Below are 18,782 nucleotides of genomic sequence, written 5' to 3'. Positions count from 1 at the left end.
CTTTTTTATAATGGGAGCGAGCCCATTTTTATATATTTTTAATCACGCTGCGTGCTTGACCAGTAGTTTTCGACCACTTCCGGATTAACATCCCACAGCATCTGAGTCTTTTCATTGTCTTTTTCTTCATTCATTTTTTTTAAAAAAGATGAAGGCTTTTTCATACTGATATATTTAATCAAATCCTGTTTTCTCGGTTCAGACTCACCTTCAGGATTTTCAATCAACTCAGACTCTTTTTTCTTGGGTGGCTGTGTATCCTTGTTGGGTGAGTTCGTCGATTTATTTTTCTCATTCGGTGAACTGGTTTTATGTGAGGATGATTCCATAACAGTACTCGGTACGTTTGCGGTACTTTGCTGCTGACTCTGCTTATACTTATACAGCGCAACCGAACTTCGGGTTAAACTCAATTGGCCAAATTCAGGTGGTATTTGCGCGCGGCAACTTTCAAAGGTTGCAGGCGGAATCACCTGACTAAGCAACTCAAAAGTAGCCAGATTCAGCATTTGGCGTAAGGCAAAGTTAGTTGCCTCGCGCTCCCCTTTGCCCAACTGAATATTCAATAAAGTATGCCCGGCAAACCTGCCTGCACTCAGACCATAATCCTGCGCAGCAATCTGTTTTTGCAGCGAAACATTAGCTACCACCTTACTGCTGCGGGTATCAGTCAGGGATAAATCCAGCCCGACCATAATGCGGGTTTGACTATAATTCGGCCCGACTCCACCAATCTGCATATCCACACCGCCCCCTGGAATAAAATCCAGACTGTTGATGCTGCCAGTGACATAATAATCGGATGCCTGGATTTGCCGTGGGTCGCGAATGCCCCACTTGGCTTCGCTTTCGATAATCCTCGGATCACGCCGGTTCAATAAACTGACCCCAGCCTGAAACAGGGCGGACTGCACCATATCTCCCGCACCTTGGGTCACCATTTTGCCACTGCCGCCATTGGTCACTACATCTTTACCGGTCTGGTCCAGAATCGCTCCAACGGAAAAGCTGACATCACTGCGCAGTTGCCCTTTCAGGCAGGATAAAGCCATATCAAAAGGGGTGAAAATATCGGTAATTGGAGGTCCCTGTACCAGGCTGACCGGTTTCTTGTTTGAGACCGCCATACCCGTGCACCCGCTCATCAGCTGGCTTAAAAGGATCAACACAGTCACAGAAGATATTTTTCTTCTATTTAACGGAAAATTCAGCATAGTGAGTCCCCCCCCGGTTGGGTGCTTAAGTTGGGGCATTGCTGATTATTTTGAGTGGTCGTGGAATTTAAGGTGCCTTCATTCGAAGTATCATTCGAAATGTCCACGCCGTTATTTGAACCATTGATATTCACATTGCTCGTAGCTGAATTCACCGTACCGATAGAGCTGGTCGAGGTGCTATTTATAGTGGTCTTTCCCAAGCCAGAATAATAATCGGAATCCTTGAGCTCGATCAGATTGGCCTGCACCAGATTTTCACTGGAACGAGTACTTGACGATTTCCAGCGCTGGCTCCATTCATCCGATGTGGCATAAGCATTGCCCAAAATACAGCAACAAAATAAACTCACATTGATCACTGATATTTTCATAATCATTACCCGTCCTTCGTTCCAGGATGTTTATTTATTTTCTATTTATTAAGGTTTAATTTATATTAAAAATATTAAATCACATAAATAAAACAAAAGGCAAAATTTATCAGGTTTTACATATCTTAAGTTTAAGATAACAAACTATCTTGTTGTTATGATTATTAATTTGTTAATTATTGTTTATTTTTGAATTGTAAGAAATCATTATGTAATAAATCTTTAAAATTAAAATTTACATCAAAAATTTAATAAAATTAATATTTTTTTTATATAAAAAATCATCCTGATTTCATAAGCGAATATTCACCTTGTCAAAACAGTTCAGCTTTAGGGAGTTGTAAAATTTGACTTTATTAGAATGCTCATTCAAATGTGATGAACATCTATTATTTATGAAAATACAATTAACCAATCACAGTTAAGCGTATTTATAAAGTAATTTCAGCAGTAAAGTTAATTTTTTAAAAGTATGAGTATCCGTTCAAAAAAAACACTCTAACTTTAGCGATAAGGCTATTTGCAGCCCTATATCTACGACCACTTCAGTGTTTTGAGCATTTGCCATACCGACACCGGTCAGGAAGGCGACGGATAAGAAGATTGTTTTAACAGTCTTCTTCATAGTTGTTCTTCCTTTTACTGCATTGATAAATGCCCCGAGATAAAGACAACTTTTGGCCATAGCCCACCTGATAGACATTATTCTCCATCTCCGTCGCAAAATTGCAGAATTTAAGCCAAAGACACATGGAATTGGACTTGAAGAGAGGAGCCGTGCAGCCTCAGCCTAGCCTGTTTTAAGTTGCAGTGTATGCAAAATACAGTCATTTTCATGGCTGTATGACTGATGATTATTAAAAAATCAGCCATCACCAGATTCGATAAAGAATGAATGTGTTTACAACTCAGATAAACTGTTTCGACTTTATTTCAACTAGAATCAAGTTGGTATGAAATGCTCCTGACATCCAGTTGCAGAAGCGACATACTGTAGCAACATGTCATAAATACCAGCTGACCTTGAAACCTTCTCTATTTCCTATAGTTCAAGATCGGTCAATATAAATTGTTGATGGAAAAACTTATGCAATGTCCTAAATGTGGATCGACCGAAGTTGAAAAACGCGATCATGAAAAGAATTTAAAGACCATTGGTGGAATTTTAATGACCTCCGCCGGGGCAACAGCAGGAACGGTAGGTGGTGCTGCAACGGGGGCATCGACCGGTGCGGCGATTGGGGCAGTTGCCGGACCATTAGGCGTGATTTTCGGTGGCACAGTAGGAACATTTGTAGGTGCCATTGCCGTAGGTGTGACCGGTGGCGTATTAGGGAATATTTTCGGTAAAAAAGCCGGTGTCATTATCGATAAGAATGTGTTTCTGGATTATAAATGTTTGCAATGCAATCATAGATTTAAACAACCTGAATAAGCACTTAAACTTTAAATTGCAATAAAAAGACCCTTCATTTTTAGAAGGGTTTTTTATAGATACATACCTTACAAATAGAGTGCATGGAACTCAGCTTCTCAATAAAAAAATCAGTTTTCCTGCAATTTTTTAACCACTTCGCCCAAGCGTTTCCCCTGCTCTTCACACAAGACTTTTTCGTCCTGGCTTAAACCCAGATCATGGCGCGGACCGCTCACATGACTGGCACCATAGGGCGTGCCACCCGACTTGGTATTGGATAATGCCGGGTTGGCATTCGGCAGACCCATAATCATCATGCCATGATGAAATAGAGGTGGAAGCATAGTCAGTAATGTACTTTCTTGCCCGCCATGCATCGAACCCGATGAAGTAAAGACACAGGCCGGTTTTTGATGTAAAGCCCCATTCAGCCAAAGACTGGTGGTCTGATCCCAGAAATACTTCATCTCGGAGGCCATATTGCCAAAGCGTGTCGGTGAACCCAAAGCCAGACCTGAACAATTGGCCAAATCATCCAGGGTACAATAAATATCCCCTTCCTCCGGAATACTCGGTTCAGCCTGTTTCACCACAGTGGATAGATTGGGCACCGTACGAATTTTTACTGCTATACCTGTAGATTCAATACCATTGGCAATTAAATGCGCCATTTCTTTGGTTGAACCATATTTGCTGTAATATAAAACAAGGACATAAGACTGCATAATTTTTATAAACGAAGCTAAAAGAGAAAACTATACGGTATTTTTCCCATTTTTTGGTTAAGCTTGATATTGAAAATTCATAAAGATGACTAAAAAAATTGAGACTTCATCACGATGCTAGAAAAGTATTTAAAAAAACTTCCTTTTTATAATGAGACCTGGTTTCAGTTTGTTTTATTTGTCGTAAGACGTTTTGAAGCCGATCGCTGTAGAGATCAAGCTGCATCTCTGACCTATACCACGCTGTTTGCAGTGGTCCCCATGCTGACGGTTTTTCTGGTGATCATTTCTTCGATTAAAGCCCTGGAACCTGCAAGGCAGCAATTACAACAACTGATTTACAGTCATTTTTTACCTCGAACCACTATCGCCTTTGATAAGGCCTTTACTGCCTTTACCGATAAATCCAGCAACCTGACAGTGATTGGTATTTTATTTCTGTTCGTGACTACAGTCATGATGCTTTCCAGTATCGAGACCGTATTTAACCGGATTTGGCGAGTAAAAGAAACGCGAGGCGGAATTATCGGCTTTATGCGTTACTGGACCATTATTTCACTCGGCCCTATTCTGCTAGGCAGTGCTTTTGCGATTTCATCCACTGTAGCCTCATTAAATGTACTGAGTAATAATTTTGCCGGTTATGAGGTCGACGGCGAATTTATCTTGTGGGGCATTTCCTTTATCCTGACCATTTTGGGCTTCTTCATTTTAAACTGGACCATTCCCAATCGCAGTGTTCCGATTAAAGCTGCCTTGATTGCCGGTACATTTAGTACCGTCGTCTTTGAATTGCTGAAAAATTTGTTTGGCATCATCATGTCAAATTTCACCAGTTATGAAATTGTCTATGGCGCTTTTGCTGCCATTCCGATTTTCCTGTTATGGATTTTCCTGTCCTGGAACATTGTTTTGCTGGGGGTCGAAATCAGTTATGCCCTCACTGCGTTTAATTCAGGCAAAGAACCCAAACGCCATCCCGTGATTATGCTGCTGGATTTGATGGAGCTGTTTTATAAAAAACAGCAAAGTGGCGAAAGCGTTTCTGATGAAGAAGCACTGGAAGTCTTGGGCCGTGATGAAATCGGACGCTGGCCGACGTACGTAGTGATGCTGGAAAAACAAAATCTGGTAAAACGTACCGACAATGATGAATACATTCTCGCACGCAATCTGGCTCAGGTCGATTTTTGGAATTTTTATAAACAGTTGCCCTACCCGCTTCCACGTAGCAAAGATGTCGCCAATATTCGTCCGGATGATGAATGGATACAAAGACTTGGTCCAGCTCTGGTTGAATCTGATGATTATCTGGCTGCAAAACTTTCCATTCCGCTGTCGGCTATTTTTGAAAAGAAATAGCATTAACTGACATTGACGATGCCATAAAAAAACCTTCACATATGAAGGCTTTTTTAATGACTACGCGAAGGTATTAGCAAACAAAAATATCTGATCCAACCATGCAAACTGACCGTTATGTAAAAATCTAGAACTAAAAAAAGGCTGTATCAAACACACTGCTGTCCCATAATTTGAATTTTATTTCAGTATGAAATCAATATGATAATATTTTAAATTTAAGTATTTGATATGTAATTATATTTAATTTTTCACAGCCTTATCTTTACTTTAAAAGTTGAAGTGACTTTGTGTAGGCTAAACCCTACTTTTGACAGACCAAAAGTAGGCAAAAGTCTTTATTCCCCATACACGACATCCTGTCGTGATGGGGAATGTGTGGCATCCTTGCCACACTCACAAATCTAACACTGAGATTCAACTATGGGACATTAGTGGTATCAAACAGCCTTTTTACTCAGCTTTTTCACTTATTGAACAAAGGTTTTCCAGACAAAATCCTGGCTTTGACCTTGCAATGTCATTTTCAGTTGATCGCCTGATTGTAATGCAGCCACACCTGCAGGCGTACCCGTCATCACTACATCACCCGGCTCTAAAGTAAACACCTGACTGATATCAGCCAGCAAGGTTGCAATATCAAAAATCAGCAAAGACGTATCGCCTTTTTGACGCAGCTCATCATTCACCTGAAAAGTATAATGGACATCTTTCCAGTCCTTGACTTCAGCCACGTCCACCCAATCTGCCAAGACACATGAACCATCAAAGGCTTTGGCACGTTCCCAAGGCTGACCTTTCTTTTTCAAGTCATCCTGTAAATCACGTAGCGTTAAATCCAGACCTAAAGTCACTGCACCGACAGCTTGCAAGGCTTTGGCAGGATCAGTTTCTGCTTTCAAAGTACGGTCAATCCGCAGGCTGAGTTCACATTCATAGTGACAATTTCCCCAAGCCGGGTTCCATGAAATACCCTGCTCTAAAGTTATCAAACTGCTTGGCGGCTTGATAAATAAAACTGGACGATCAGGAATGGCATTGCCTAATTCTTTGGCATGATCTGCATAGCTACGACCGACACAGACAATTTTAGATGGACGTGTACTCATGATCTTCCCTTTTATTGCACTTTTACTTTATTTCAAGCTTACTTTTTAAATGTGTTTTCAAATACGGTTTGATCGGCCGGTTGCTCGAAGGCACGTTTCGGTACAATCACCACAGTACGATTTTTCAATTCAATCATATAGGTCAGCTTGCCCACAGCAAAGTTTTGCACTTCACTATAGTTAAAAATCTGTTTACGACCATTGGCATAAATTTCGGCATGATCCTGAAACAACTCGATGCCTTGCTCACTTTTACCAAACTGGTATTTTACAAATTGACGCTTAAACATCATCGGTAAAAACCAGTAACGCATAATCAGCTGCAAAATTAAAAAGAAAGCACCGAGCGCAACATAATAGCGACCGACGCCATTAAAGCCGAGATAAAATCCCCAAATAATAATCCCGATACTAACCAATGGGGTAATAAAACGGGTAATCTGCTTTTTACCAAAAGTCGCAAGAGCAAAACCGTCTTGCGATTCTTCCAGACTTAAGGAATAACGTACCGATACAGCAGGCTTGGTCTCTGACATAATTCATCATCAAATTATTCGAACAATTGTGCTAGATATTACACCAGATTCCGTCATTTCCTTATTGTTTTTACCAACCTAAATTACATCAGGCAGCAATGCAGAATATAAAGTTTTAGCCAGATTGGGAGTGATCAATCTTCTATTCGATTTTAAGCTGCGTTCCCATTATCTTAACAGTCTAGGAAATCTGTTTGATGCTGTTAGTGGAGAGCAACGCGAAATGTGTCTTATCACGACATGTTAGATCAATAGATGGCAATACCATAGTTAGTGGTATTAAAGATTAAACAACAGATGAAATAATTTTTTAATACATTTAATTTATTCTAGGTGCAAAAAAACCGCAATTAAGCGGTTTCTTTCAACTTCACATCTGTCGATGTGATCAAGTTGGTGCGCTCAGAGAGATTCGAACTCCCGACCCCTTAGTTCGTAGCCAAGTGCTCTATCCAGCTGAGCTATGAGCGCGACGTCTTGATGTGGTGCATTATACGCGTTTTTAACATTCTGTTAAGTGCTTTTTCACAAATCTGCAATCAAATGAACAGTTATTGGGCAAAATTGGATTTTTCATCTATTTTTTAAACAAAATTTGTTTTTTGATGATTACACAGATTGATTTGAGATAAAGATAATAAATTTCATCCGCACATTTTTATTTCAGGTTTACTTCAGATATCTGAAGTAAATATTGAAGATGAGATGCTTTTCAAAAACTTCCCAACTCATGGAAAAATTGACAAGATTAAGTTACACCAAATTTCAGACACAAAAAAACCGCAACATGTGCGGTTTCTTCCAGTTTTACATCTGTCGATGAGTTCAAGTTGGTGCGCTCAGAGAGATTCGAACTCCCGACCCCTTAGTTCGTAGCCAAGTGCTCTATCCAGCTGAGCTATGAGCGCGTACCTGAGTTGCTTTGCAGCATTCGTTACTATAAAAATTACCACATTTAACTTGATTGGTGCGCTCAGAGAGATTCGAACTCCCGACCCCTTAGTTCGTAGCCAAGTGCTCTATCCAGCTGAGCTATGAGCGCATTTCAAGTTATTCGTGGCGGTGAGAGAGGGATTCGAACCCTCGGTGGGCTTTAAGACCCACGCTCCCTTAGCAGGGGAGTACCTTCAGCCACTCGGCCACCTCACCGTAACGAGCCGCCATAATACAAATTAAACTTCATTTCTTCAAGTCAGATTTCAAAAAATTCTGATATTTTTAATCAATCATCTATTTTTTAAACAATTTACGACTTTGCTCTGCCCTTTTCTGTCTGTTTTATGGCTGGTGACCGTGAAATATTCAGCCTTACCCCAAAATTTGAACTGAAAAACACATTATTGCAATCATTTACGTGCAGTCTGTTGCAGCATGACTTATGCTAATCCTATCTTCTGACATGAAGCCAAAGACATTATGAAAAATTGGGTCGATCCTGAAGCTAAAGCTGAAGCTGAACGCTATGAAAATCCTATTCCTAGCCGTATTCTGATTTCTGAAACGATTGAAAAATTACAAGCACCACAATCTCATGCTGATTTAGTAGAACATTTTGAAATTGCAGATCAAAAAAGTATTGATGCACTCAGTCACCGCCTGATCGCCATGGTTCGGGATGGCCAGTTGATGAAAGATGGCTATAAGTTCCAGCTTGCCGCCAGCCAGCCGACGCATGAAGCCACCGTGTATATCAATTCCAAAGGTCTGGGCAGTGCCTCGATTGCCGATCATGAAGATCTTTTACTGCCTGAACGCGAGCTGCGTCTGGTCTTTAATGGCGACCGCGTCAAGGTTCGTCAAACCTCGGTCGACCGCAAAGGTAAGCCTTGGGGCTTTATTACCGAAGTGGTGCAACATCGGGTAAAACAGATTATTGGTAAAGTGGCTGTTCACGATGGCGAATACTTTATTCAGCCGGCCAATCCGAATGCCCATCAACCGATTACCCTGGAAAAAGAACTGATTGAACATGCCCAGGTCAAAGTAGGTGATTCGGTTCGTGTAGCGATTGATGACTATCCAACACGTGAAGAACTTGCGACCGGTCATATCGTGCAATCCATGGCAGACAAAGCCGATACCGAAATCATTATTCCGCAAACCATTCTAGAATTTGGCTTGCCTTATGAATTCCCGGAAGAAGTGCTTCGCGATGCAGAACACTTTAAAGAACCTTCCGCCCAGGATCGTGAAGGCCGGATCGATTTACGTGATTTGGCACTGGTGACGATTGATGGTGAAGATGCCCGCGACTTTGACGATGCCGTGTATGCCGAAAAACGTCCAGGTGGCGGTTACCGCGTGGTGGTTGCCATTGCCGATGTCAGCCATTATGTGCGCAACGATAAACCACTGGATGATGAAGCCAAAGAACGTGGCACTTCAGTCTATTTCCCGCACTTTGTGCTGCCGATGTTGCCGGAAGCACTTTCCAATGGCTTGTGCTCGCTGAATCCGCATGTCGACCGTCTCTGTATGGTCTGTGATCTAAAACTGTCACGTGCCGGTCGCGTCACTGGTTTTGAATTCTATCCATCAGTCATGCATTCCAAAGCGCGTCTCACCTATACTCAGGTGGCACAGTATTTTGATGGCGACAGCAAAGCAGTTCCTGAAGATCGTGATGTACGCAAATCGCTGAATACCTTGTTCCAGCTGTATCAGATCCTGAAAGGTTTACGTGCAGAGCGTCATGCCATGGAATTCGAAACAGTCGAAACCTACATGACCTTTGATGAGTTAGGTGGCATTAATGAAATTCTGCCACGTACACGTAACGAAGCGCATAAGCTAATTGAAGAATGTATGTTATTGGCAAACGTCGCAGCCGCAGAATATGCCCTGGAAAATGACATTCCGATGTTATACCGTGTACATGAGCCACCTGAATTTTCACGCATCCAGAAAGTGCGTGAATATGTGAAATTGCTCGGCCTGCCTTTCCCGGAACAACCAACGCAAAAAGATTATCAGGCGGTGATTGAAGCCACCAAAGACCGTATTGATGCTCCAAGCATTCATGCGGTGCTGTTACGCTCGATGATGCAAGCCTATTACGGTGCAAATAATGCCGGGCATTTTGGTTTGGCGTATGAGGCCTATACCCATTTCACCTCTCCGATCCGCCGTTACCCGGACTTGTTATTGCACCGTGCCATCAAAGCCCATTTAAAACAAAAGCCTTTCCTGCTTTCCGGTGCCGCTCTGGATGATGCCGGAGAACATTTCTCTCAAACCGAGCGCCGTGCCGATGAAGCTTCCCGTTCCGTCACTACCTGGTTGAAATGTCATTATATGAAGCAGCATTTAGCTGAAGAATTTGTCGGTGTGATCAGTGCAGTGGCTGAATTTGGCCTGTTTGTAACATTAAAAGACCTCTATGTTGATGGTATGATCCACGTCAGCCAACTGGGCGATGACTATTTTGTCTATGACCAGCCAAGCCAAAGCTTAATCGGTCAGGCACGTGGTCAAACCTTTAGTCTGGGCGATGAAGTCAAAATTAAGGTGGCTGCGGTAAATCTGGACGATCGCAAAATTGACTTTGAACTGTTGCAACAAATAACCCATGCCGGCCGTGCTATTCGTAGCCGCGCGCCACGTGTGGCCAAGACAACAACAGAAGAAGTATTTAGCCCGCGTGCGAAAGCCGTGGTCAGTGAAGATGGTGAACAACCGATTCGCAAGAAAAAGCCTAAAACCAAATCTGCTGCACCAGCTAAAAAGTCAGATAAAAAATCTTCAGCCAAATCGGATGCAAAAGCCAAAGACAAGCTGAAGAAAAAATCCAAACCGAAAAAGAAAAAGTCGAATGCGAAAGCTAAGCTAGACTAATTTTCTGATAAAAGCCCTACTTCGGTAGGGCTTTTTATTGAGTCTAATCTAGAAAGTATTTACCGACTGAAAAATAATAGCCCTTGATTTAACCTTCTCTAAGCCTTACATCTACTATTAACTTTATAAATGATATGGCGTATTAGAAATGACTTTAGAAAAGGCGACCTTGCCCGTTCCACAATTTGACCAGATTCAACTGGCTGATTTAAAACAACAGATTGAACAAGCCATTCAACAAGGACAAAGTTTTTTAAAAGATTTAACCGCGGTTCCGGAAGATGCTCAGGCACAGCTCAATGTCTTGGAACAGGTCGATACGCTGGAAAACAACATGAGCGAAGCTTGGGGTGTGCTTTCACATCTCAATGCCGTGATGAATAATACGGAAACACGTGAACTGTACCAGTCTTTACTTCCGGCATTAAGTGAATACTACACCCAGCTGGGTCAACATACCGTGCTGTATCAAAGCTATCAACATGTGCATGATGCACCTGTATTTAATACACTTCCTGCAGCCCATCAAAGTGCCATTAAACTGGCGCTACGTGATTTCAAACTGTCAGGCGTGGCTTTAGAAGGTGAAGCGAAAAAACGTTATGCAGAAATTTCTGCCCGTTTGTCCCAGCTATCATCTGACTTTTCCAACCATGTATTAGATGCCACACAAATCTACTTCAAGCCTCTAACTGAAGAACAACTCAAAGGTTTACCGCAAAGCAGCATCGATCTGCTCAAACAATATGGTCAGCAACGCGAACTGGATCAGCCCGTGGCGACATTGGACATTCCGGCTTATCTGGCCATCATGACCTATGCCGATGACCGTGGCTTACGTGAAGAGTTATACAAAGCCTATACCACGCGTGCTTCGGACCTATATGAGCATCCTGAATTTGACAATACCCAGGTGATGGAAGAAATCTTGAGTCTGCGTCATGAAATGGCACAGTTATTAGGTTTCAACAACTATGCCGAGTTATCGCTGGCCAGCAAAATGGCGCCGGATGTCGAAACTGTAGATAAGTTCCTGGTTGATCTGGCTGAGCATGCACGAACCCCTGCAAGTAAAGAAATTGCCGAATTAAAAACCATCGCCATTCAGGATGGCATTCTCGAATTACAGCCATGGGATACAGGTTATTATTCGGAAAAACTGAAACAGCAACAGTTCAATTTATCGCAGGAATCACTGAAACCGTATTTCCCTGCACCCAAGATTTTGCAAGGCCTGTTCAGTATTGTAAATCGTCTTTACGGCATCAACATTGTGGAACGTGAAGCACCAGTCTGGCATCCAGATGCGCGCTATTTTGAACTGGAAGATCAAGGCAAGGTAGTCGGCGGTTTTTATTTCGATCTGTATGCACGTAGTGGCAAACGCGGTGGTGCCTGGATGAGCGGCTTCCGCTCGCGCATGCAAACCCGACAAGGCCTGCAAAAACCGATTTGCTACATGGTCTGCAACTTCACCCCTGCAGTCGGCGATCAACCTGCGCTGCTCACCCATGATGAAGTCAACACCCTGTTTCACGAATTTGGTCATGGCCTGCATCATCTATTGACCGAAGTCGACCATATTGCCGTGGCAGGTACACACGGCGTAGATTGGGATGCAGTCGAGCTACCAAGCCAGTTTATGGAGTTCTGGACCTGGGATACTGACAGCCTCGATCTGCTCAGTGAACACATCGAAACCCGGCAGCATTTGCCAGAAGATTTGCTTAAATCCTTGCTGGATGCCCGTTTCTTCCAGTCTGGTATGCAAACCTTGCGTCAAATCGAATTTGCCTTGTTTGACCTGTCGATTCACAAACACAGTTCTGCTTTAAATGCCGAACAGGTACAAGCGACACTGGACGAAATTCGCCAAAAATATGCGGTCGCACCGACAGCCAGTTATAACCGTTTCCAGCATAGCTTTAGCCATATTTTTGCCGGAGGCTATGCTGCGGGTTATTACTCTTATAAGTGGGCCGAAGTTTTGGCCAGTGATGCCTTCGACCGTTTCGAAAAAGAAGGAATCTTTAATGTGCAGACCGGAAAAGAATTTCGTCAATTTATTCTAGCAGTTGGCGGAAAAGATACAGCACTTGACGCGTTTATCAATTTCCGCGGACGCGAGCCAAAAATAGATGCGTTATTACGTCATCAAGGTTGGACGAAGCCCTCTAAAAACGCTTAAACTAACTGTCTAAGATTGTTCAGAAGGTTAGGATGATGACTATCAAACGTCGTTTCATTGCAGGTGCTAAATGTCCAAAATGTGAAGCACTGGATCGGGTTGTCATGCTAACTTCTGGCGACGATGAATGGATTGAATGTATTGACTGTGGCTATAGCGAAAACCGGCCAACACATGTCGAAGAACCACAAATGCCGGAACTGCCGGATGAGATTGGTGTCATTCAGTTCAAACCACGTCAGCCTAAATAAAAACAGGTTCAATATGACATTAGATCAAAGAAATAGCCCAAAACTTTTATTGGGCATTATGGGGGGATTAGTTGCAATCATTGCGCTTTTTTTGGCCTATCAATGGTTTTTTGCAACTTCAAACGAAACATTGCCTGAACATGAAGGAGCCAGTTTAACGGCTCCTGCAAAACCTGCGGCTAAAGCTGAAAAACCAGCTGAACCGCTTGCTAAAGCCGAGCAGAAAACCATTCAGCTGGTGGATGAAAAAATTCTGAAAGAAGCTGTTCCAGAAAATGAATCACTCGCCAAAGAAGAAGTGGCCAAACTGGATGATATTCAAAGCCAGTTAAATGAACAGAAAGCCATGCTAAAAGCCCAACACGCCGACACAGATGAGCTGATTGCACTGAAAGAAGAACAGATTAAATTACTCGAAGCTCAATTGGCTCAAAAACAATAATTTTATAGTTGAATATTCAGCTAAAATATCAGCACATGTTTTAGCTGATTTCTTTCATGTCCCTACCGACCAGCAATCGGAACCTGTTTACAGCACTTGCCTTACTGACCTGCTCTGCCTTTTTATTTTCTCTGATGGGAGTCTGTATTCGCTATGCCTCACACACGGTAGATAATCCCACTATTGTATTTTTTCGCAACTTTGTCGGCTTGTTTATTTTTCTGCCGTTTATTCACCGTAAAGGAATTGGCTTTTTTAAAACCGAAAAAATCTGGATGCATAGCTGGCGTGCCGTGATCGGGCTGGTCGCCATGTATGGCTTCTTTTATGCGATTGCCCATTTAAAGCTGTCGAATGCCATGGTGTTTACCTATTCTTCCCCGATTTTTATTCCACTGATTGCCTGGCTATTTCTGAAAGAAAAAATCACCCAATCTATGCTGCTTGCAGCAGCCATTGGTCTGGTCGGTGTCATTTTTGTGGCCAAACCCGATGCCGGCATGTTTAACCAGATGTCGGTCATTGGCCTGGGGGCGAGCTTCCTGGCTGCCATGGCATTTGTGACGGTTCGTGCACTTACCAGTACCGAATCGCCAGAAAAAATCGTGTTTTATTTCTGCTTTATCGGCACCCTCATTTCCATGATTCCGATGTTCTGGTTATGGCGTCATTATACCTGGACTGAACTGGGTTTTCTGATTGGTGCGGGACTGCTGGCCAATATCAGCCAGATTTTCATGTCCAATGCCTATAAACTCGCACCTGCCGGACAAATTGGCCCGGTGAATTATATTGCCATTATTTTTGCCGGGATCTGGGGCTTTATCTTTTGGCATGAAACACCGGATCATTATAGTTTAATGGGTTTCGGACTGATTCTGGGTGCGATTATCCTGTGCAGCCCCGTGGTGCAAAAACGTTCAGTCTAATCATTCAGCCATTTCTTTCTGTAATAAAAAAGCACCCAAAGGTGCTTTTTTAGCATGATCAATTAATGATACCAACCGAACAGTTTAAAAATATACGGCGCATAAGTCACAATCAGCAAGGATGGGAACAGTACCATAATCGGTAGCAACCAGCGTTCATAACGATAATAGAACTTGGTGTATTTCACCTTTGCTTCCGCATCGGCAGCACGGACCTCATCATCACCTACAGACATTCGGGTCAGCAGATGGTTCAGCGCCACGGGCGGAGAGACATACCCCAACTCAAATGCAACCAGTACAATCATCCAGAAATGGATTGGATGAATACCATTTTCATAGGCCACGGGTGCAATGGTGGCAGCCACAAGAATGACCGCACCAAAGGGATCTGTCGTCATCCCGACAATTGCCAGCAGCAGGGCAATAAAGGCCAGTGAAATATAGATATTGCCCAGATGCGTGGGTAACAATTCAACTACTTCACTACGTTCAATTAGACCGCCTACACTTGCAGACAAAGCCATCAGGATAATCAGTGCACCAATATGTCCAACGGTTTCTGCTGAAGCAAACCACATGGAATGGGTAAAGCCGTGTGATTTTTCTCCCCCATGCGGTGTATGTTCGCGCATAAAGGTCGACTGTTTTTCATGTTCCAGGGTTAAAGCTGCATGACGGTCTGGTGGTGTCACAAAACGGTCACCCCACCATTTATCAAACATAATGTAAGCAATCAGGATTATCGGCAGAATCACCGGAGCAGTGAATTCATCCATTTGAGTATCCAGACCCATCGTATACATTAAAATGACAACAACAGTAATCACGATATAAGGAATTACCGGCACAATGGCTTTCAGCATGCCCGGTACCGCCACTTTAGGCAAGTTCACACGGAAACGTGTTTCCGCAAGATAAAGGGATACCCCCAGGAAAATCAAAGCTGTCAACCAGAATACATAAATGCCGTGATCAAACAGCTCATCTGAAGTTACATGTCGGCTGTCAAGCATGGAAATCAGAATCACCAGCAAGCAGGGACGAATCACTACCCCCAGCGAGCCTGACATGGCGGAAACAGCCAGGGCATATTGACGGCGAGAACCCGAGTTCCACACTTCCTTATAGATGATCGCACCTGCTGCCACCACGAAAATTCCCGAAGCACCGGTATAGGCGGTTGGAATCGCCGCCGCAATCAAAATCAGCCAGGTCAGGGTTTCAGGGGCCAAATTCCAGGGACGTAAAATACCGAGGAATAAATCCATCACCCGGGTTTGGGTCAATAACATACCCGCCCAGATAAACAGTGCCAGGTTTAAGAAAATGCCAGAGAATTCCACCAGAATTCCGAGGTAAATCCCTTGCCCCATTGGATAATCCATGACAAAGGTAAACACAAGCCCGGTCACCAATGCCATGTAGGCATATAAAGGTACACTCAGTAAAGCCAGCCCCAGATTGCCCTTAGCTTCCTGTTTAGCCATAGGTGGTTTAAACAGTTGTAACAGACTGATCAGAGTTAAGCTAATAAATAGGAAAATCCACAGCCAGTAAACCGTCAGTGTTTCATAAGTCGAAGTCACACCTGAGTTGATAATGGAATGGTATTGGCTGAGTACCGATGCTGTCAGCAGACCATTACCCAATGCCATAAACAGGGCATAAACACGATAATCCAGCTTGGTGGTTGGAGCACGTAAGCCAATATGATGAAACTTGACTGAAGCAGTGATTGCGGCAACCACAACCATCAGCAATAAAATAATGACACGATTTTCAGTACCAAATTTAAAAATACCAAAGAATGAGGTTTCTAGGGTACGGTAAGTTCTTATCGTTGGATGATCATCCATATATTGAATGGCTTTGTCATAGAACTGATACTTTTCCTGGCACTGTTGCTGCCCTGCCAGAACCGAAGCCCGTACATCTGCTTCCGATGTAGTCCCGAAAATATCGGCGAACTCATCATTGGCATTGGCTTTCATTTGTTTTTGTACTTGCGCATCAATATCCGGATGTAAGTCACAGCTTGGCTTGGCAGGTTCTGCACGTAAAAAAGAATATTGCATGCCAATGTCTTCATTGCCATACAAACGTTCACCCACACGTAATAGCTGACCATGAATCATCTCACCAGTACCGATGATGAGTGTGAGTAAAAGTAGTAATAGAATGACAAAAGTCGAGATCCACTCTGTCCATATATAACGTAACAGACCTAATCCTGATCTGCTGTTTTCAGCATTTTGCATGTGCATTCCTATTTTTTCTTTTAATCATTGCCACAACTTTAGCAATGCCACTTTCCTTTTCTGAATAGAAAACATCCTTTCTCTATTCAATCTATTTATTCTTATCAACAAATTTGCATTAACTGGATATCAATGAAAATGACAATATGTATTTTCTTTTCTGTTTTAAATGTCAATCTTGCCACTATTCAACAAAATATTCCCATAAAACATAGGCCAAGGCGATGACTACTCCTCCAACCACTCCTAATAAATGTGCTTCGACCAATACCGGACTTCCAATCAGTTCCGCTGTACCGACACTGCCCACCGTATTTTCCCAAAGCAGTTTTCCCAGAATCAGGCACAACACCAAGGCAGCAAAATTGCGCTCTTTTCTATACAACAGATGCACACAGGCAACAGTGACATAAGCGCCATGCAAGACTCCAGACAAGCCGGCATAAGCTTCTATATCCGGAAAAAAATAATAAAAACACAGACTGATAAATGGCGGAAGTAGTAAAAGTAAAGCAACGAAATGCCAGATTTTGACGCGTGGAAAGATGAAAGGTAAACAGGCAAAAACTAGCATATTGAGCAGATAATGAATCCATCCCACATGTACCCAATGGGCAGTCCATAAACGCCAGAATTCTTTAAATAAATCAGCTTGCCAATAGATAAATAAATCTGCAAAAACTTGAAGGCATGCCGAAAAAGACATTACAAATGCAATAAAAATAATCTTTTGCATTAGAAACGGGTTTTTCATTGGCATGCCCCCCAGTTTAGAAATAACGGATTAAAAATAAAACATCATTCCAACCCATCTTGTCTTATATTCTCTTTCATCCCATTCAACTTAAGAGGATGCGGCAGTCTCATTTTCAGTAAATAAATCATCCAGTTCTGCAGAATTATCCTGATCATCCCAGAAACGTTGCATCCCATCATCACTGGAGCGGATGCCGGTATGTTCAGTCCAGTAACGGTCTGAAATCCCCTGCACCATATTTTGCGCCATACTGTCTACCAGCCTGAACTGTGGATTAACCGGTTTTTCTTCAGAGCGGGCTGTGGCAAATGCTTTCAGTGCATCACGAATCTTGGCATCATCGCCACTGGCTTGAGCTGCGACCGCATACAGGGCATGTGACAAGCGTACACCTTTTTGTTCACCCAGTTGCACCGACTGTTTTAAAGTCTGATAAGGGTCGGGCTTACCATCTCCCGCACCCGGTAGCAAGGTCCAAATGACTGCACGTGCAGCTTCTGGCGCACCCCAGAATTTGGCATTATCCAGGCACACCATGCCGCGTTCTACAACGGCAGCAATATCTTTCGGTACATTGATGGCACCGCCTGAGTTAATGTCATTGGTCATGGCTTGTAAGCCACTGATCATTCCCATTAAATATACCGTTTGATCGAGGTCACTTTTCATTCTTGGGCACCCATCACCTAGGGCCTTGTTATATTTTGTCGCCCAACGCTTTTCTAATAGCTGGTAGCCTGCATACTGACGCTGTGCAGCAATGGCAGCCCAGCGTTTTTGCTGGATACGGGCATCTTGTGCTTCTGAAACTTGCCCCGCTTTAGAAGCGCGTAAATAATGCAATTCTGCTTCCAAGGCCTGATTTTCAGCACAAATTCCTGATGAAGCATATAAAAGAACCGCAATACGGGTTGGGTCTGCCCCCATATCTTTGGTGGACATAATAGCAGGCGTTAAGGCATTGCCTGAATTGCATGCCATATCAGCATCATCCATGGCCAAGATAGGCGGTACAATATGTTTCTCACTAAAACCCAGGGCAATGTTTGCCCCTGATTTAACCACTTGAGAACAACCTGATAATAAAGAACTTGTAACGATGATGGCTGCCATACCCTGGCATATTTTTTGGACTTGCGACATTTTCCTGTCCTCTATAATTGTGTTTATGTCCATAGCACCTAAACATAGCAGATGCAAAATTTGAATAAAAGAGTATTCATTCTAATTTGGTTTGCTACTGTGCCACGAAATGACGTACGGAAAATTGACTGTATTCCATCAAGTTAAAAAATTTGGGCAAAAAAAAGTAGCATTGCGACGGTTCGGCACATGCTACTTATCAAGGGGTCAAAGCCTAACGGCTTTCATGTTGTGCAAATC

The 18,782-nt window shown here is 42.9% G+C and carries 16 protein-coding genes and 4 tRNA genes; 7 read left to right on the top strand and 13 right to left on the bottom strand.

The window, feature by feature from the left end; genetic code table 11:
- Window positions 1–38: 38 nt before the first annotated feature.
- The 3 genes from ABJ384_RS02180 to ABJ384_RS02170 form a co-directional block, all read right to left on the bottom strand.
- The gene (locus ABJ384_RS02180; RefSeq protein ID WP_349928620.1) at window positions 39–1,214 is read right to left on the bottom strand and encodes a CsgG/HfaB family protein; all 1,176 of its coding nucleotides are present in this window, start codon (window positions 1,212–1,214) and stop codon (window positions 39–41) included.
- On the bottom strand, window positions 1,208–1,588 hold the full coding sequence (locus tag ABJ384_RS02175) for a hypothetical protein (RefSeq protein WP_086195913.1): 381 nt from the start codon (window positions 1,586–1,588) through the stop codon (window positions 1,208–1,210). Before ABJ384_RS02175 ends, ABJ384_RS02180 begins: the two co-directional genes overlap by 7 nt.
- A 484-nt stretch (window positions 1,589–2,072) precedes the next feature.
- Window positions 2,073–2,273: a hypothetical protein gene (locus ABJ384_RS02170; protein ID WP_349928618.1), complete on the bottom strand. Its 201-nt coding sequence runs from the start codon at window positions 2,271–2,273 to the stop codon at window positions 2,073–2,075.
- Between the two features lie 390 nt (window positions 2,274–2,663).
- On the opposite strand from ABJ384_RS02170, the gene ABJ384_RS02165 reads away from it, so the two are divergent.
- The gene (locus ABJ384_RS02165) at window positions 2,664–3,023 is read left to right on the top strand and encodes a hypothetical protein (protein WP_086195743.1); all 360 of its coding nucleotides are present in this window, start codon (window positions 2,664–2,666) and stop codon (window positions 3,021–3,023) included.
- A 110-nt stretch (window positions 3,024–3,133) separates the two neighbouring features.
- Here ABJ384_RS02165 and wrbA read toward each other — a convergent pair whose 3' ends face one another.
- A complete protein-coding gene (gene wrbA, locus ABJ384_RS02160; RefSeq protein ID WP_349928616.1) occupies window positions 3,134–3,730 on the bottom strand; it encodes an NAD(P)H:quinone oxidoreductase in 597 nt (198 codons plus the stop codon).
- A gap of 114 nt (window positions 3,731–3,844) precedes the next feature.
- On the opposite strand from wrbA, the gene ABJ384_RS02155 reads away from it, so the two are divergent.
- Window positions 3,845–5,092: a YihY family inner membrane protein gene (locus ABJ384_RS02155; RefSeq protein ID WP_349928614.1), complete on the top strand. Its 1,248-nt coding sequence runs from the start codon at window positions 3,845–3,847 to the stop codon at window positions 5,090–5,092.
- A gap of 470 nt (window positions 5,093–5,562) precedes the next feature.
- On the opposite strand, the gene ABJ384_RS02150 is transcribed toward ABJ384_RS02155, so the two are convergent.
- The 6 genes from ABJ384_RS02150 to ABJ384_RS02125 form a co-directional block, all read right to left on the bottom strand.
- Window positions 5,563–6,201, bottom strand: a complete 639-nt coding sequence (locus ABJ384_RS02150; protein WP_349928612.1) for a fumarylacetoacetate hydrolase family protein — start codon at window positions 6,199–6,201, stop codon at window positions 5,563–5,565.
- A gap of 38 nt (window positions 6,202–6,239) precedes the next feature.
- Complete coding sequence (locus ABJ384_RS02145) at window positions 6,240–6,737, bottom strand: YcxB family protein (RefSeq protein ID WP_180080449.1); 498 nt, start codon at window positions 6,735–6,737, stop codon at window positions 6,240–6,242.
- A gap of 394 nt (window positions 6,738–7,131) precedes the next feature.
- Window positions 7,132–7,208, bottom strand: a tRNA-Arg gene (locus tag ABJ384_RS02140).
- Between the two features lie 360 nt (window positions 7,209–7,568).
- A tRNA-Arg gene (locus ABJ384_RS02135) sits at window positions 7,569–7,645 on the bottom strand.
- 57 nt (window positions 7,646–7,702) lie between these two features.
- A tRNA-Arg gene (locus ABJ384_RS02130) sits at window positions 7,703–7,779 on the bottom strand.
- 15 nt (window positions 7,780–7,794) lie between these two features.
- Window positions 7,795–7,886: transfer RNA gene (locus tag ABJ384_RS02125), tRNA-Ser, on the bottom strand.
- Between the two features lie 264 nt (window positions 7,887–8,150).
- On the opposite strand from ABJ384_RS02125, the gene rnr reads away from it, so the two are divergent.
- The 5 genes from rnr to ABJ384_RS02100 all read left to right on the top strand — a co-directional run bounded on the left by rnr (window position 8,151) and on the right by ABJ384_RS02100 (window position 14,381).
- Window positions 8,151–10,571, top strand: a complete 2,421-nt coding sequence (gene rnr / locus ABJ384_RS02120; protein ID WP_349929692.1) for a ribonuclease R — start codon at window positions 8,151–8,153, stop codon at window positions 10,569–10,571.
- A gap of 148 nt (window positions 10,572–10,719) precedes the next feature.
- Entirely contained in the window at window positions 10,720–12,759 is a 2,040-nt protein-coding gene (locus ABJ384_RS02115) for a M3 family metallopeptidase (RefSeq protein ID WP_349928610.1), read from the top strand.
- 41 nt (window positions 12,760–12,800) lie between these two features.
- Window positions 12,801–13,010 (top strand): YheV family putative zinc ribbon protein, encoded by a 210-nt coding sequence (locus ABJ384_RS02110; protein ID WP_171263178.1) that lies wholly within the window; start codon window positions 12,801–12,803, stop codon window positions 13,008–13,010.
- 13 nt (window positions 13,011–13,023) lie between these two features.
- A complete protein-coding gene (locus ABJ384_RS02105) occupies window positions 13,024–13,452 on the top strand; it encodes a hypothetical protein (protein ID WP_349928608.1) in 429 nt (142 codons plus the stop codon).
- Between the two features lie 56 nt (window positions 13,453–13,508).
- Window positions 13,509–14,381, top strand: coding sequence for a DMT family transporter (locus tag ABJ384_RS02100; RefSeq protein WP_349928606.1), 873 nt, complete (start codon window positions 13,509–13,511; stop codon window positions 14,379–14,381).
- Between the two features lie 62 nt (window positions 14,382–14,443).
- Here the strand turns inward: ABJ384_RS02100 and ABJ384_RS02095 are convergent, their stop codons facing one another.
- The 3 genes from ABJ384_RS02095 to ABJ384_RS02085 all read right to left on the bottom strand — a co-directional run bounded on the left by ABJ384_RS02095 (window position 14,444) and on the right by ABJ384_RS02085 (window position 18,542).
- Window positions 14,444–16,642, bottom strand: coding sequence for a TRAP transporter large permease subunit (locus tag ABJ384_RS02095; protein ID WP_349928605.1), 2,199 nt, complete (start codon window positions 16,640–16,642; stop codon window positions 14,444–14,446).
- Between the two features lie 184 nt (window positions 16,643–16,826).
- Entirely contained in the window at window positions 16,827–17,396 is a 570-nt protein-coding gene (gene rrtA, locus ABJ384_RS02090) for a rhombosortase (RefSeq protein ID WP_349928603.1), read from the bottom strand.
- Window positions 17,397–17,486: 90 nt separating this feature from the next.
- Entirely contained in the window at window positions 17,487–18,542 is a 1,056-nt protein-coding gene (locus tag ABJ384_RS02085; protein ID WP_349928601.1) for a hypothetical protein, read from the bottom strand.
- Window positions 18,543–18,782: the final 240 nt, after the last annotated feature.

The sequence above is a fragment of the Acinetobacter sp. A1-4-2 genome (assembly GCF_040233925.1).
In the GTDB taxonomy this organism is placed as follows: Bacteria; Pseudomonadota; Gammaproteobacteria; order Pseudomonadales; family Moraxellaceae; genus Acinetobacter.
This window is presented reverse-complemented; position numbering and strand designations above follow the sequence as displayed.